The sequence below is a fragment of the Desulfocicer niacini genome (assembly GCF_054657595.1).
This window is the reverse complement of the sequence record NZ_BAAHYK010000010.1, coordinates 25,555-41,444: the sequence shown is the minus strand read 5'-3', so window position 1 is coordinate 41,444 and position 15,890 is coordinate 25,555. Positions and strand designations below refer to the sequence as shown.

Here is a 15,890-nt window from a genome sequence, read left to right as displayed (position 1 = left end):
TGTGAGATATTTCCCCTGTGTTATTGCAGAAGTCCCGGCAGCCATGTAACAATTCCGGGAAAGAGGATGAGAAGGGCAATGGTCACAAGATAGGCGGGCAGAAACAGGGCCACCCCTTTAAACACCTCTGTCATGGGCACATCCGAGGCAACCCCTGCCACCACAAAGGTAGTGGCCCCCACCGGCGGCGTGACAGCCCCCAATGTGGTGATTACCGTGATGGTGACGGCAAACCACACCGGATCATATCCCATTTGAACCGCCAGGGGAAAAAAGATGGGAATGGTGATTAATAAAAGGGCCAAAGCGTCCATGATGGCACCGCCTGCAATGTAAATCAAGCTGATGATGAGCATGATGCCCCAGTCGGGCAGATGAAGCCCTGCCACAATATCGGCCAGATCAAAGGGAATCCGGGTGATGGCAAGGAACCGGCCAAATATCATGGCCCCGGCCACCAGCATGATGACCATGCAGGATATGCGAAGGGTGTCCTTTACGGCCTTGATGAAGTTTTCAAGGGAAAGGGTGCGCCGCACCAGGCTGATGACAAGGGCAAAAAAAGACCCGGCAGCACCGGCTTCAGCCGGGGTGAAAAAGCCTGAATAAAGTCCTGTCATGATGAGCAGAAACAAGATCAGCATCTCCGCCCCGCCGCTTAAAGAGTTGATTCTATCCTTTAAAGACCGTTTGGCCACCACTGGCCCCCATTCCGGGCGCATTCTGCAGACCACTGAGATGGACAAGGTTAGAAGCAGCGTCAGCAGAACCCCGGCTCCAATCCCTCCGTAAAAAAGCTTGGCAATCGACTGTTCCGTGGCAAGACCGATGATGATCAGCACCACACTTGGGGGGATCACCACGCCAAGTGTGGACCCGCAGGCAATGGCTCCGGTGCTCAGGCCCGGGGCATAGCCATATTTTTTCATTTCCGGCAGAGCCACAGTGCTCATGGTGGCGGCTGTTGCCGTATTGGAGCCGCAGATGGCGGCAAAGGCGCTGCAGGCCATGACCGTTGCCATGGCAAGGCCTCCCCGGATGTGTCCCACCCAGGTATGAGCGGATTTATAAAGCCGTTCGTTGACACCGGAATAAAAGGCAATCTGCCCCATGAACACAAACAGCGGAATCACCGTCAGCCCATATTTGGAGCATACATCCCAGAACACCGAGCCTGCCATGTTCATGCCCGCCTGGATACTGATGACGTGGCAGAATCCTGCAAATCCCACAATGGCCATGGAAAATCCCACGGGCATGCCAAGAAAGAAAAGAATGAAAAGAAGTGCCAGAATACCGGTAATACCGATGAGTGCAAGGCTCAAGATGGATCTCCAGATGGTTTGAAAAGTTCAAGGATAATCAGCAGAACAAGGTAGGCTGCACCAAAGGCAAGCACCAGAATAACCGGGTAATAGGCGATTCTCAGAGTTTCTGACACCTCTTCCACAGCCTTTAGGTTCAGGGCATTTTTTACCAGCTGAAACGAGAGCAGGGCAAAAAACACGATGGTTAGAAGTGCGTTGATTCTGCGGGCGGCCCGCTGTATCTTTGGGGGAAACAGGTCAAACAGGATGCTCACATAGATATGCTCTTTTTTTTCATGGGAATACCCGAAGGAAAGGGCAAAGATAAGTGCCCCCATGAATCCCATGACTTCAAAGGTCCCCCTAACCGGCATGCCGAACTGCCGGAACAGGATATTGGCGCAGGTGAGGCAGATCATCATGATCAGCACACCGCCTGCCAGTGTCAGCTGTATCCGGGTGAGTTTTTTCAATAAATCAGTCATAATAATTCTTTTTAAAAATTGAGAGGCAAGTAGACCCAGGGTGCGTTGTCGCGCTCTTTCTCATAATTTTTTTCATTTAATAGTAAAAGATCGGAACAACGCAGGCCTGAGCCACGGCAAGGGCAGCCAAAGAAACGGTGTCAGATTTTATCTGGCAATCAAGGCAGAAATGTCATCCACAATGGCTTTTCCCGGGAACCCTTTTTCATTGGCCTTTGTGATCCATTTTTCCGTGATGGGAGCCAGGGGGGCATTCCATGTTTTTACACCTTCAGCATCCAGGGTAATAAACTCCACCCCGTGGGTTTCCTTTGACCAGGCAATGGCGTCGTTTACATGGCCATCCATGTAGGTGCCGGTCCATTTGGCCTGTTCACGGGCCAGATCGTCCATGACTTTTTTCACATCATCGGGCAGGGCATTCCATTTTGCCTTGTTCATAATGACAGCAAAGGGATACACCACAGTGTTGGTCATGGTGACATACTGGCAATCCTCGGCAAATTTTAGATCCTTCATTACCTCAAGGGAAGAAAAAAGGCCTTGGACCACGCCTTTCTGCAGTGCCTCGGGGGTTGCGGACATGGGCATGCCGATCTGGTTGGCACCCCAGTTTCTAAGAATTTCCGCAGCGCCCCCCGAAGCCCTCAAATCCATCCCCTTGATGTCGTCAAGGCTTCTCACCGGCTGTCGGCTCATGATGTTGGTGGGAGCCGTGGTGAAAAGCGTCAACACCTTTACCTTGTCAAAGGCGGCGGGTTTATATTTTTGAAAAAGATCAAACAGCACCAGACTGCCGGTTTCAGAATCTGGAATGCCAAGGGGCAGGCTTACGCCATTTGTGATGACAAAGCGTCCCGGCTGGTAGGCCATGCAGATGCAGCCGATGTCGGCCTGGCCTGCAATGACGCCGTCCATCATGTCCTTGGCTCCCAATAAGGTTCCCCCGGGAAAGGTGTTGATGGCCACGTTGCCTTCGGTGCGTTTTTCCACTTCTGTTTTCCAGCGTTCCATCTGAACACAGGGGAAGGTGGGGGCCGGTGGAAAGTTGGCATAATTTAACTTTGTGGTGCCTGCACCTGCACTACCGGGCATTATGGGGATGATGGTGAGCATTGCAAAAAATGCGATGAGCATTTTACCAAATACGTGTTTCATGGTTTCTCCCTTGGATGGGTTAATGGTTTTTGGGTGCTGACGGATGCTGGATCAGTCCTTTCTTGCGTTACCGTTGCGGTTGTCAAACACCCGCTGGTTTTTTTTCTGGGTCCGGGGGAGGGTGTGGTAATCAACGATTTCCACGGCGCATCGTACCAGAAGCCGCCGACGGATTTTGTCTGAAATGAGCCGGGCAATGTCCGCATCGCTTTCCGGTGCTGCTTCCAGCGCTCTTTCCACCTTTATGGTCATGAGATCCCGGCCCGTTTCCTCGTGATGCAGGTGAATCTGATATTCACTGCCGACATTATCCACGGTGCTTAAAACAATATCAATCTGACTGGGATAAATATTCACCGCCCGGTAAATAAACATGTCATCACTTCTGCCCCGGATTCTGCCATGGCGGGGAAAGGAACATCCACAAGGACATTTCCCCGGGATGAGTCGGGTGATATCATGGGTGCGGTACCGGATCAGGGGACTGCCTTCCTTCTCAAGGGAGGTAATCACAAGCTCGCCTTCTTCGCCTTCGGGTACCGGCTTTAAGGTGACAGGATCAATGATTTCATAGATAAACAGATCGTTCCAGTAGTGGATTCCCTGGTGATACCCGCAGTCAAGACCGGTGCCCGGGCCATATAGTTCTGTCAGACCATAAATATCATAGATTTCTTCAACACCCAGAAGCTCGCTGATGTGGGCCCGCATGGCATCGCTGTGACGCTCTGCACCGAGGATAATCTTTTTCAGGGCAATTTCGGATTTCAGCCCTCGTTTTTTCACCTCTTCGGCCATGAGCAAAGCCATGGACGCCGTGGAGCAGAACACCGTGCTCTGCATGTCCACAAGCATCTCCACGTGCATGTCCGTATTCACAGGCCCCAGGGGAACGGCCATGGCTCCGAACCGCTCGCATCCCAGTTGAAAACCGGCTCCTGCGGTCCACAGCCCATATCCCACGGCAATGTGTACCCGGTCTTTTCGGGTCATCCCCGATATTTCGTAACATCTGGCAAACATGTTGGCCCAGGTATCGATGTCCTTTTGCGTATAGCACATCACCTTTCGTTTGCCAGTGGTGCCTGAAGAGCCGTGAATTCTCACCACATCCTCATCGGGCACGGATTTCAAGGGCAGAGGATAGTCATTTTGCAGATCATGTTTATCAATGAAGGGAAGATTTTCAAGATCAGACAGCTGGTTAATATCCTGGGCGGTTATGCCTGATTCCCTGTATTTTTTCTGATAAAAGGATGAGTTGTCAAGGGCGTGATTGATCGTCCATTTCAGTCCTTTAAGCTGAATGTCTCTGATATTTTCGTCTGTTAAATTGTCGGGGATGAATCCCATGTTTAAACCTTTTTCCTTGTCAATATCTGCCATGCCAGTCATGGGCATAACATATAATGAAACCGGTATAATGCCTCAGCCAGGGGCTCAATTGCCGGCTTCTTAATAATTATTTTTACCGGGCCTGTTTGATTTCATGGAAGCCCTTGTCAAGGGCTGTCAACGCTGCTGTCACGAGGGCTCCAGGTTTACCTTTCAGGCGTATTTCAACCTGTTGCTTTAAATCATCAATACGGCATACATCCGTTACGGTCAGTGCCGCCCCCAGCATGTAAAGATTCACAGATCCAGGATTGTCTGCATTTTCTGCCAGGCGGTCCGCATCCAGAGTGTTAACCATGGATTTTGAGGGCTCAGCAGCCGATGGGGAAAGGGTTGGTGAATTTACAATGGCCATGCCATCGGGTTTTAAAAAGCCTTGGTGTTGGATCAGATTCTCAGATTTTAACACAACCAGAAGATCGGCATTGCCCGGCCGGATCAGGGGGCTTGCAAATTCACCGATTTTAAGATGGGAGATCACCGTTCCCCCCCGCTGGGCCATGCCGTGGGTCTCCGAGGTGAGCACATGGGCACCCTTGTCCATGCACGCCGTGGCCAGAAGCCCTGTGATAAAAAGAACTCCCTGTCCCCCCACGCCACTGATAACAATTTGATGATTCATTTATGCCTCACTTATTTTGAGCTCAATGGATTTTTTGGGGCAGACATTCACGCATACCCCGCAGCCGGTGCAGAGGGCCGTGTCAATGTGTACCAGTTCTGCCTTGTCATCCATCACCAGGGCCGGGCATTCAAAATGGGAGACGCAATATCCGCATCCATCGCATTTATCATTAACCTCAACCTTTTGATATCGTTCTTTTATCTGCTGTTTCGAAAGAGACAGCACACAGGGAGACCGGGAAATCAACACACAAGGCCCGTGTTTCTTTGCATGGGCCACGGCAGCCTTCATTTGATCCACAAAGCTTGCGTAATCCATGGGATTTGCAGTGACACAATATTCAATGCCGCATCCCATGACCAGTTTTTCTATGTCCACGGCCACGGTGGGTTCTCCCATGACACCCTTTCCTGTGGCAGGGGTGGGCTGATTGCCGGTCATGGCCGTGGTGCGGTTGTCCAGAATCACCAGAAGGAATGGGGCTTTTTGAACCACAGCATCAATGAGGGGGGGGATACCGGAATGAAAAAAGGTAGAATCCCCCATGGTGGCCACAATGGGTGGACGTTTGTCATCGGTATAGGCATGGGCAAATCCCGCGGCCTGGCTGATGGCGGCCCCCATGCAGAGCACGGTGTCCACGGCACCAAGGTTCATGCCCAATGTGTAACAGCCGATGTCGCTGGTATAAATACCCTTGGGAGCCGCCCGTTTGATGGCGAAAAAGCTTGCCCGGTGTGGACATCCGGCGCACAGGGTGGGACGTCTGCCGGGTTTAGATTCCATGATGACGGATTTGGACTCAACGGACAGAAAATCAGCAATAATGCCTTCCATGATTTCCGGCAAGAGTTCCCCGGTTTCGGAAACTGCACCGCTTTTTTTGCCTTTGACTTTGTCCCGTCTTGCCAGCTGCATTTCAATGACCCCGGTGGTCTCTTCCAGCACAAGGATTTCTTTGTGATCGGCAAGCAGCTGTTCCACAAAGGCCGTGTGCAGTGGAAAGGGCTGGAGCACCTGATACAGGCGAACGGTTTCCCAGAGATTGAGTTCCTTTATAATATCCCTGGCATGGGCCGCAGATACTCCGGATACCACAATGGCTTTTTCCGACTGCACCGATGGGTTCAGGCACACGGGGGCCGTGGGTTCCCAGGCCGCAATTTTTTTCAGTTTCTCTTCCAGCTGATTGTGAAGGGCATATCGAAACTTGGGAGTGGCGGCCCATCTGCCGGGGTTTTTTTCAAATTCAGCGGCCTTATCCATGGGGGTGATGGGGGCCAGAGAAATATCCTGACGGGCATGGCACACCCGGGTGGTGGGGCGGAGCATGACCGGAATTTCAAAGGCTTCGGAAAGTTCAAACCCCAGGCGTGCCATTTCCCTTGCCTGTTCCGGGGAATCCGGGTCCAGCACCGGTACTTTGGCGGACATGGCATAAAAACGGCTGTCTTGCTCGGTCTGGGAGGAGTGGGGGCCGGGATCATCTGCACTTATAACGAGGAATCCACCCTTTACCCCGAGGTAGGCGGCGCTCATGAAAGGGTCCGAGGCCACATTAAGACCCACCTGTTTCATGGCAACGGCGCATCGAAGGCCTGCAATGCTGCCGGCATAGGCGATTTCAAAGGCTACTTTTTCATTGATGCCCCACTGCACATGCATTTCATCCAGGGATTCTTCTTTTTTCCATGCAGCCACAGATGTCAGTATTTCCGATGCCGGGGTGCCGGGATAGGCTGTTGCCATGCGGCAGCCGTTTTCCACAAGCCCCCTTGCAAGGGCCTGGTTTCCCAGCATTAGTCGTTTGTTGTTGGTTTGTGTCACTAAGATAACTCCTTGTTTCAAAATGCTTGAATTTTAATTGGTCTGCTCAAGCCAGATATGTTCAACAGAGTGAATTCCAGGAAAAGCATTACACCGATCAACCGGGTTGATTGGTTATTTTCCCCCATGTTTTTGGCAGAAATTGCGCTTTTCACCATGTTTTTTCACGCTGGGAAATGTTTCTCTTTGGAGATACCTACAGCAAATGAATTTTTTTTCAAGCTTTTTTTGTTATCATTATTAAAAGGGAAGGTTTGAATTTCCGGAGGACGTGGGATTTTGGTGGGGAAAAGTTGAGTTGTTTATAAAGCATTGAAGAGAATTTCTTTTGGGGTGATTCCTCCCCGCTCATCACAAATGAAGCAGGAACTCTGCCATGCCAGCAATGTTGATTTCCTGGCCTATTTGATTAAATGAAATGTATCCGGATTTTGAAAAATGTATTGGAGGTCTTTATTCGATACGGGTGACTTCAGGTCGTCATTATTTTTTACCTTGGGGTAATTGATATCACCAAGACGGTAATAAGGAGGACGGCACAAAGAAGCCTTGAGATTGCTTTTGTTGTGCCTTCCCACTTATTTTTCCCGAATACATCCCCAGAAACCTGGCTGATGCAGACATGAAAATTAAATACCAGGTCCGTTCAGCTGCATCATGTAAAAATGGCTGTAATTTTCTTTTATCCCAGGATTCTCTGCCGAGGAAATGCTCAGCCTCTTTTCTCCTTTGCTCATGTTCATGGACCCTTCGCCGTTCTGCAGATACATGCCCTGATCTTTCCAACCCCTGGCCGTCAGCTTGTTTTTATAAAATTTAAATATCGACTCCAGCGGGACATTGGTGCCCATGGTGACATTGAGCACATTTGTGGTTTTGAACTCAGCACCCACCTTATCTCCCTGTCTTCTGGGGATGATTTGCCAGATTCTGTCTGCGGAACCAACGCCTTCTTTGGTATCATTGACCCGATTCATGACCTGGTTCATGGTCTGCATGAACTGCTCTTTTTTCTCAGGACTCATATTACCGCCCATCTGCTCCATGAGTTTGCTGATGTCCATATTTTCAAGATTCTGCTGTTTGGACGGCTGCTTTTTTTCAGGCTTTTTCAATCTGGAAGCAGCAGGATTTGGAATGGATTGAGATTCTTCTTCCTCCAGGGCATCATCCTGTGCCATCATGGCACCAAAATCCATACCCATGACTGCCATCATGCTGCCGACTGTTTTATACCCTGAGATGGGACGGAATAATTTTTTGGACGGCTTTTCTGTCTTGATATTACGCATTTCTTCAATGTCTCCGTCTTCATCCATGGTTCTCAAAGGGATATCAAACTTATTACTTTCCCATACAAACAGCCGGTTTTTCATGCTGCTGCCCATGGTTTTAAAACTTGTAATGACTTCTTTTTTTACACACTTATATCCAGACACGGTTTCCTTGCCCAGCACTTTTTCCGATTCTATATTACCCAGTGCTTTGTAGCCTGCCGAATAATCCTTTTCATCAGCAGGGGCCTCAAACACCAGTTTTTTGTCATGATTATAAAAAAAAGTTTTTTTCTGATTTTTCAATATCAGCATGGTCAAGTTCATCTCAGGGCCGTTGCGCATACCGCCAGTCGGCAGTCCGTCTATCCTGATGGCATCTTCAGTTACATAGAGTTTGGATGAATGGATTACTTTCCCTTTAGAATCAATATTTACATTATCAGCCGTATACGCATCCACTTTACCGCTGAACAGGGCATAACTTGGATTTGCCCCAACACTCAGCCCCAGGATAATAGCAACAAACATTCGTTTCCAATTTATGTACCTTTTTTTTGCGTCAGATTTCATTTGCTTCTCCTTTTAAAACTACAGCGATATTTAAATTTTTACATAAAAAAGTAAATTAATTTACCCATGATTAATGCTGGTTAAGCTCATAAGAAATCAATTGCATGCGGTTTTAAATCAAAGTATCATTGTCGTTTTACGATATGGCGAATTTAAGATTTGACGGGGTATTCTGACCCGTTATCAGCTTTCTGCTGGTAAAACGGCGCCGTCCTGAGTTGCTGATAAACGTGACGAGGTTTTCTTAACTACCCGGTGAATATGTAATATTTAAAAAAAGCAATGAAAATGTCAACGTTTTTCTTGACATTATGGACAACAATCTCTTTACAGAAAAAATTAAAATTGATAGAGAATATTTCTGTTACATTTTTTTAATTACCCCAAGGCGCGTTGTCAAAAAAAGGAGGCGTAAAATGAAGTGTCATGAAGTGGATTATGAAATTTTCGGAGATGACATGCAGGTGGTTGAAGTGGAACTGGACCCCGGAGAAACCGTCATTGCAGAAGCCGGCGCCATGAACTGGATGCAGGAAGGTATTTCCTTTGAAGCCAAGATGGGCGACGGTTCCCAGCCGGAAAGAGGATTGTTCGGCAAACTTCTGGACACCGGTAAAAGGGCCATCACCGGAGAATCCCTTTTCTTGACCCATTTTACCAACCAGGGCATGGGTAAAAAAAGAGTGGCCTTCAGCGCCCCCTATCCCGGTAAAATTATTCCGGTGGACATGGCCACCATGGGGGGGGAACTGATCTGTCAAAAGGACGCTTTTTTGTGTGCGGCTCTTGGTACCCAGGTGACCATCGCCTTTAATAAAAAGCTTGGCGCTGGTTTTTTCGGTGGAGAAGGGTTTATTCTTCAACGTCTGTGTGGAGATGGCATGGCCTTTGTCCATGCCGGTGGCACAATTGTGAAAAAAGAGCTCGTAAATGAAACTATTAAGGTTGATACCGGATGTATCGTTGGGTTCACTCCGGGAATAGATTATGATATCCAACGTGCCGGAAATCTAAAATCCATGTTTTTCGGCGGTGAAGGGCTTTTCCTGGCCACCCTCAGCGGCACCGGAACCATCTATCTCCAAAGCCTTCCGTTTTCACGCCTGGCCGATCGCGTGCTTGCCCATGCGCCAGCTGCCGGGGGAAGCAGCAAAGGAGAAGGGTCTGTGCTGGGTGGCATTGGAAGGCTCTTTGATGGGGACTGACACCCCTTGAAAATACAGGCTGAAAACTGCAAGCCAAACCAAAATAAAAAGGAGGTTCCATGGACTTTAAATTATACCTTGAAAACGCATGGCTGCTGCTCAAAGATAATCTGGTGATGCTTATCATCATTACCTTGCTTATGGCAGTGGTCAGCACCTTGACACTGGGTATTCTTGGCCCGGTTGTTTTTGCAGGATACACCCACGCCATTCTCAGACTCGTCCGGAATCAGCAGGAGCCGAAAATACAAGATCTTTTTTCCCAGATGCGCCTTTTTTTTCCGCTCCTGGGATTTGGAATTCTTACCTTGATTGCGGTGGGGCTCGGGCTTCTTTTCTTTTTTGTTCCCGGCATCATCCTGGCTGTGGCCATATCTTTTTTCTGTCTGTACATGGTGCCGTTAATGGTGGATCAGTCCCTGGGATTGGTGGATGCCATTAGAACCAGTATCAACATTATCACGCAAGATTTTCAAACCCATGTTATAACAGCCTTAATTTATATCGGACTATGCTGGATCGGAAGTCTGGTGGCCATCGGCTGGCTGCTGACCGTTCCCTTTGGTACCATTTTTATTTTGCTGGTATATGACCGCGTCATTGATAAATATGGAGCTGAGTCATAACTGTGTTTAACTTTGCGGTCTGGCATTATTGGGTATAAACCTGCATGCTGGGTTTGATCGCAACATCAATCATCTTGGTGTGGAGGCTTGCATTGTTGACCGTTTGGGTCCGCCAAATTTGAGGTGTACCGATGTTGTGGGCAAGCGTCCGGCACAGGTACTTCTTAAGGTAGATAACAGATCCCCTTTTTATCTCTTTTTCATGGAATGGGAAGGAAAGAAAAAAGGAAAAATAACCATGGTAGCACCACCTCAAGCCCTTCTCCCCGGCCCTGTCAAGGTCGATTGCAGATCGTTCATCTTGACCCTTGACAGGGCCGGGGAGAAGGGCTACCCCGAAAACAATGAAAATTATCCTGCAATTCACGGAATCATCTGTTCCGGCAGATGAAGATCAGCCAGACTCTCCGTTTGGGAAGAGGGCGTTTTACCCTTGAGAATCTGAAATCATTTTTAAAAACTTCTTGTTTCAGCAACACCCCATCTGAAAGAATATACCTTGGCTATGATCAGAGGGAATGGCTTCGGGAACGGGCAAAACTGCTACGCCCGGAGTTTGTTCAGGCAATTGAGGCCCATTGGTCCAGCAGGGGTATCATTGCAAATAAATTATCCAAAAACCATTATTTCAGAGGAGCATCCTTATGGCCTTATCCGTTGTGGATCTTTATAAAAAAATCTTGCCCAAGACCAACTGCAAAGAATGCGGTTTTCTGACCTGCCTTGCCTTTGCCGGTATGGTGGTGTCGGAGAAATATCCGTTGAAAGGATGTCCTTATATTGCTCAAGATGTGCTGGACTGGGCGGAAAAGGAGCTTGAAGAGCAGTATCGTCAAGGGAAATGGCTGAAAAAGGATATGGCGGCGGAGGCCCTGCAGCTGGCAAAGGATAATATTGCCACCGGGGATTTGAAAATGATTGCTGAGCGGACAGGGGGGAAAATCGAAGGAGATACGCTTGTGCTTCCCTATTTCAACGGACATCTGTACATTGATCCCAAGGGTATAAAAGACGATCAAGGCAAAGAACTGACACGCAATGAGCAGACCTTTGTCTATATTCATATGGCCATGATGAACAAAGATCAGGCGGCAAAACCCACCGGCAATCTCAAGAGTTTCAAGGAGTTTCCCAACACTGTGTCCAAAACCGTTTCCATGCGCGATCGTGTGGAAGAACCCTTGAAAATGGCCTTTTCCGGCCATCTTATTGAGCTGGAACGTGCGTGTCTGCAAAGTGGTGGCACAGATGTGAAGGGGGGGTATGAATCCCCCGATATTGCCTTTTCCTTTCAGGTTTTTCCTTCTGTTGCCGTTACTTTGCTTTTCTGGGAAAAAAGCGAGGGGTTTGATGCGGATGTCAAGCTTCTCTTTGACGAGAAGGTTACCGGTCACCTTGATATTGAAGCCATCATGTTTCTCAGTGAATACCTTGCAGATCGACTTAAAGCGGCCTGCACTGCATAAGCGGGTTTTATTTTTTTCAACCACTGATCAATCATCGTGATGATCCTGTTTTTAACTTTTTCAAGTAAATCCCCGTCCCGGAAAATGGTGAATAATTGCTGTAATGAAATCTTGAAATGCCTGTAAAAAGCGCTTAATGCCTGGGTGATGTGAAAAACATTGGATCATTTTGTTCGTGGAGTGTAGAACCGCATCAATTCGGCCAATTTCTTATTCGTATCTATGACGAGTGGATCCGGTGTGATGTCGGTGAAATCTTTGTGATGAATTTTGAGTGGTGCCTGGGCAGGGGCAAGAATTTTTGTCCGGGATTCAAGGCTTTTTTTCATCACGTTCAACCGTCCATGGAACAGATGCTGGCACTGAACAGCATGGCACACCTTATGCCCAAGCCCGTTGGCCCCATATCAAAGATGTTTTAATAAAGTTATCGGTGTGGATACAATATCAGGCCCGCTTAAACCCGAACTTTATGATTATTTCAATGATAACAATGGCAAAAGGGACAGCTATTCCTCCACATATGAATCCTTGCCAGAATTGAGATAAACCACTCCACCATCCCATTTTGAATTCCTCCGTTCCTGACGTGCTGATCAGCGGCGCGATTTTTCAGGCTCGCTGCAAAAGCCTTGTGTACACCCGGCATGGGCGTGAATTTATGAGGCTGAGCCCATACCTGAACCGTGTTAATGGGGGTACTGTTAGCATATATATTGACCGAAAACAAGGAAGGACCGCGGGGAATGCTCTGTACACCATGGCATTTATCAAAATCGGTAATCACAACCTGGACAAGCCAGAACCAAAAAGTTTTTCTGACTCTCTTGCCCAAATAAAATGAAAATCAGAGGTAAGAATCTAAAAAATTTTCCAACGTTTCTGCAGACGTAGCTTTTTGACCTTTGCGGCAAGGTTCAGAAATATCTCTTCGGGGGGCGTGCAGAGAATAAGGCATGAATTTTACGATGGTTCTAAAACAAAAGGTAAAATATTGACAAATATATGTGCATATTCTATTCAACGGATAATATTATTGTTAATAATTATGGATAAGCCTGATTATCAAAAAAAGGAAGCATTAAATGAAGATCCAAATTGAATTTATTACAATTCTGGCTGTTTTTTCAGTAGTGATACTTACAGCCCCAATCGCCCATGCCGATACTGTTAAGCGATACACCATACCCTCCGGGGTTATTGAATATCGTATGAGTGGTGGGGGAAACATGATGGGAACCGTCACAAAGACGGAAGGGAAAAAGACGCTCTATTTCAAGGATCATGGCTCCATCAGTCTTGAAACGGAAGATACAGCAACCACCATTTCCGGAATTGTAAATAAACAGACCAGCACACACACCATGAAAAAGGTGGATAATGTGACGGTTTACACGGTTGATTTTGAAAGGAAAAAGATAATTAAAGGCAAAGATCCCGTTGGAAGCCAATATCTTGCTTCGGGTAAAAATATGGCTGAAGACAGTGGCAGGATACTGACTCAGATGGGTGGGCAGAAAACAGGAACGGACACGGTTCTGGGCTATCCCTGTGAAGTATGGAGCATTATGGGGGGAAAGCAGTGGCTGTACAAAGGGCAGGTGCCTCTGCGGCTGGAAATGGATGTCATGGGAATGAAAACCAGCTTTATTGCTGAAAAAGCAACCTTTAATACATCAATTCCCGACAGCCGATTTGAATTGCCAGCCTATGAGATTGAAAATGCTCCTGATTATTTGAGTCACAGTCAAGGGGGGGGCCAGGGGGAAAGCCCGGATGAATTTCAGACCATGATGGGGGCCATGCAGTCAGAACTTGAATCAGATCCTGATATGAGCAACGAGCAGCAGATTGCCATGATGATGCAGGCGATGGGACAATCAGAGCAGGGTAGTGGTCCGTTGCAGCAGCAAAAAGAGCAGATGCCAAAGATGCTGAAGGTGATGAAAAGCATGAGACAATGTCTGAATGACGCCTCAACCCAGGCAGAAGCGGATAGTTGCATGGAAAAATCCATAAAATTATCAAACCAACTGGGATTACCGGATAATTTCACCGAAGAAGAAGATCCGCTGGCATGGAATAAAGAAACAAAGGCCCAGGTTCTTTTTGATCTGGATGAAGGAATCGAAGAGATGGAACAGATGCTTCCATGTATTGAGAATGCTCAGAATTTAATGGATTTCATGAAGTGCACCCAAGGGGAATAAAAAAATACACTTGGTCATAATTCGTCAATCGTAAGTTTCCCCCAAGAGAATATGATCAAGTTACAAAATCTGGCCGGATATACAAGGCAGCGTGTAGGCAGCTGCAGTCGTTACAAGGAACCGGTGATTTAGATAAAAACAGGTTTTTCATGCGAACATTTATAGCCATCCCCATACCGGAAGAGATTCTAGTTTTCCTTTGTGGAATACAGAATCAAATTAGACACAACGCCCTTAAAGCCTCATGGATAAAAAGCACCTCCATGCATCTTACCTTGAGGTTTTTCGGAGACACAGAACAAGATGACATTAAGGCGATTATCAGGGCCATGGACTCCACCGCAGTGGGTTGCAGGCCCTTTTCCCTTTCAGCCAGGGGACTGGGAGTCTTCCCCGGTGTGAAAAAACCAAAGGTTATCTGGTCAGGGGTAAAGGGGCAGGTTGATCAACTTCAAGAGCTTAAAAAAAAACTTGAAACCAATCTGGTAAATGTCGGGCTTAAGAAGGATAAGAGTCGGTTTTCCCCCCATTTCACCATTGGACGTTTTAAAGGAGCCGTTAACAGCCGGACGGTGATTAACGATATCCTGATTTTTCAGAATCATACTTCTAAAGAGTGCATGATAAGATCCATGGTACTTTATAAAAGTGATCTAAAACCGTCTGGTGCTGTTCATACGCCATTGTTTGAAAGCCTGTTGTCTGGTATGGATTCCCGGTGATCCAGGATACAGGTCACTTTTGGGTTTGGACACAACATGGGGCACATGGAAAACTGCATAAACATTTACTATGCCAAGCCGAATATGTACAAATAGGGTGGAAGGGACTATTTTTGTATTTCATCATTGTGACATTTCAGGCACCCTGTAAATCCGGGGTGGGGAGTGGACGTCCCCTGTGCATGGTCAGGATGATGGCAGACAAGGCATTGACTGTCCTTGGTTACCCCATCATGTATTACAGGGTGATGCCTGATGGACATGCCATGTAAGCCCAAATAAGCCTTATAACCATAACATCCACAGATGGATAAGCCTGATATCAATAAGAGAGATATTTTAATTTTTTTTATTGTCGTTTTCATGGATAATTTTTCCGTCCAAAAGGGTTATGGTTTTGTCAGAAAGCGTCATCAGATCAAAGTCGTGGGTGGACAATATGATGGCGCATCCCTCTTCTTTGCACATGGTGAACATCCATTCCACCAGGGTCTGTCCTGTTTCTGTGTCAAGATTTGCAGTGGGCTCATCGGCAAGGAGCATTTCAGGGCGGTGGGCAATGGCCCTTGCAAAGGCAATTCTCTGGGTTTCGCCCCCTGAAAGTTCATGGGGCATGGCACTTCCTGCTTCAGACAGCCCCACCTTTTCAAGTAATTCCGCCACCCGTTTTTCTTTCTCCAGATGATTCAACTCCAGGGGGAAGGCGATATTTTCAAAAACAGTCAGGTAGGAGAGAAGATTGGCAGATTGAAATATAAACCCCATTTTTTTCCGCTGAAAAGAAGACAGCTCATGTCTGGACAGTGTATGAAGATCAACTCCCAGACAGTTTATTATTCCGATGTCGGGCTGTTCAAGACCGCCGATACAGTTGAGCAATGTGGTTTTTCCTGATCCTGATTTTCCCATGACTGCCAGGGTTCCGCCGGGAGCAACATATAACGAAACCTTACAAAGAACTTGCCTTTTCCCCCTCCCGGAGTGATAGCTTTTTGATAAGCGGGTTACTTTTATCAT

At 47.5% G+C, this 15,890-nt stretch carries 14 protein-coding genes; 6 read left to right on the top strand and 8 right to left on the bottom strand.

Annotation, left to right across the window (positions count from 1 at the left end; genetic code table 11):
* Nucleotides 1–20: 20 nt before the first annotated feature.
* The 7 genes from ACYQ2M_RS07025 to ACYQ2M_RS06995 all read right to left on the bottom strand — a co-directional run bounded on the left by ACYQ2M_RS07025 (nt 21) and on the right by ACYQ2M_RS06995 (nt 8,644).
* Entirely contained in the window at nt 21–1,325 is a 1,305-nt protein-coding gene (locus ACYQ2M_RS07025) for a TRAP transporter large permease (RefSeq protein WP_459915617.1), read from the bottom strand.
* Entirely contained in the window at nt 1,322–1,792 is a 471-nt protein-coding gene (locus ACYQ2M_RS07020; protein WP_459915616.1) for a TRAP transporter small permease, read from the bottom strand. Before ACYQ2M_RS07020 ends, ACYQ2M_RS07025 begins: the two co-directional genes overlap by 4 nt.
* 147 nt (nt 1,793–1,939) lie before the next feature.
* Complete coding sequence (locus ACYQ2M_RS07015; RefSeq protein ID WP_459915615.1) at nt 1,940–2,950, bottom strand: TRAP transporter substrate-binding protein; 1,011 nt, start codon at nt 2,948–2,950, stop codon at nt 1,940–1,942.
* A 51-nt stretch (nt 2,951–3,001) separates the two neighbouring features.
* Complete coding sequence (locus tag ACYQ2M_RS07010; protein WP_459915614.1) at nt 3,002–4,345, bottom strand: phenylacetate--CoA ligase family protein; 1,344 nt, start codon at nt 4,343–4,345, stop codon at nt 3,002–3,004.
* Between the two features lie 73 nt (nt 4,346–4,418).
* Nucleotides 4,419–4,967 carry a 2-oxoacid:acceptor oxidoreductase family protein gene (locus ACYQ2M_RS07005; RefSeq protein WP_459915613.1) on the bottom strand — a complete coding sequence of 183 codons (549 nt, stop codon included), beginning with the start codon at nt 4,965–4,967 and terminating at the stop codon, nt 4,419–4,421.
* Entirely contained in the window at nt 4,968–6,797 is a 1,830-nt protein-coding gene (locus tag ACYQ2M_RS07000) for a thiamine pyrophosphate-dependent enzyme (RefSeq protein ID WP_459915612.1), read from the bottom strand. It lies immediately after the preceding gene.
* A 629-nt stretch (nt 6,798–7,426) separates the two neighbouring features.
* Nucleotides 7,427–8,644 carry a DUF4412 domain-containing protein gene (locus ACYQ2M_RS06995; RefSeq protein ID WP_459915611.1) on the bottom strand — a complete coding sequence of 406 codons (1,218 nt, stop codon included), beginning with the start codon at nt 8,642–8,644 and terminating at the stop codon, nt 7,427–7,429.
* 416 nt (nt 8,645–9,060) lie between these two features.
* Between ACYQ2M_RS06995 and ACYQ2M_RS06990 the strand changes: the two genes are divergently transcribed.
* From ACYQ2M_RS06990 to ACYQ2M_RS06965, 6 genes are all read left to right on the top strand, one after another.
* Nucleotides 9,061–9,849 carry a TIGR00266 family protein gene (locus tag ACYQ2M_RS06990; protein ID WP_459915610.1) on the top strand — a complete coding sequence of 263 codons (789 nt, stop codon included), beginning with the start codon at nt 9,061–9,063 and terminating at the stop codon, nt 9,847–9,849.
* Nucleotides 9,850–9,908: 59 nt separating this feature from the next.
* Nucleotides 9,909–10,475, top strand: a complete 567-nt coding sequence (locus tag ACYQ2M_RS06985; RefSeq protein WP_459915609.1) for a DUF2189 domain-containing protein — start codon at nt 9,909–9,911, stop codon at nt 10,473–10,475.
* 644 nt (nt 10,476–11,119) lie between these two features.
* Entirely contained in the window at nt 11,120–11,941 is an 822-nt protein-coding gene (locus ACYQ2M_RS06980) for a DUF3786 domain-containing protein (protein ID WP_459915608.1), read from the top strand.
* A 1,085-nt stretch (nt 11,942–13,026) separates the two neighbouring features.
* Nucleotides 13,027–14,151: a hypothetical protein gene (locus tag ACYQ2M_RS06975; RefSeq protein ID WP_459915607.1), complete on the top strand. Its 1,125-nt coding sequence runs from the start codon at nt 13,027–13,029 to the stop codon at nt 14,149–14,151.
* Between the two features lie 149 nt (nt 14,152–14,300).
* Nucleotides 14,301–14,873 carry an RNA 2',3'-cyclic phosphodiesterase gene (gene thpR, locus ACYQ2M_RS06970; protein WP_459915606.1) on the top strand — a complete coding sequence of 191 codons (573 nt, stop codon included), beginning with the start codon at nt 14,301–14,303 and terminating at the stop codon, nt 14,871–14,873.
* A gap of 113 nt (nt 14,874–14,986) precedes the next feature.
* A complete protein-coding gene (locus ACYQ2M_RS06965; protein WP_459915605.1) occupies nt 14,987–15,145 on the top strand; it encodes a hypothetical protein in 159 nt (52 codons plus the stop codon).
* A 67-nt stretch (nt 15,146–15,212) separates the two neighbouring features.
* Here ACYQ2M_RS06965 and ACYQ2M_RS06960 read toward each other — a convergent pair whose 3' ends face one another.
* Nucleotides 15,213–15,890, bottom strand: coding sequence for an ABC transporter ATP-binding protein (locus tag ACYQ2M_RS06960; RefSeq protein ID WP_459915604.1), 678 nt, complete (start codon nt 15,888–15,890; stop codon nt 15,213–15,215).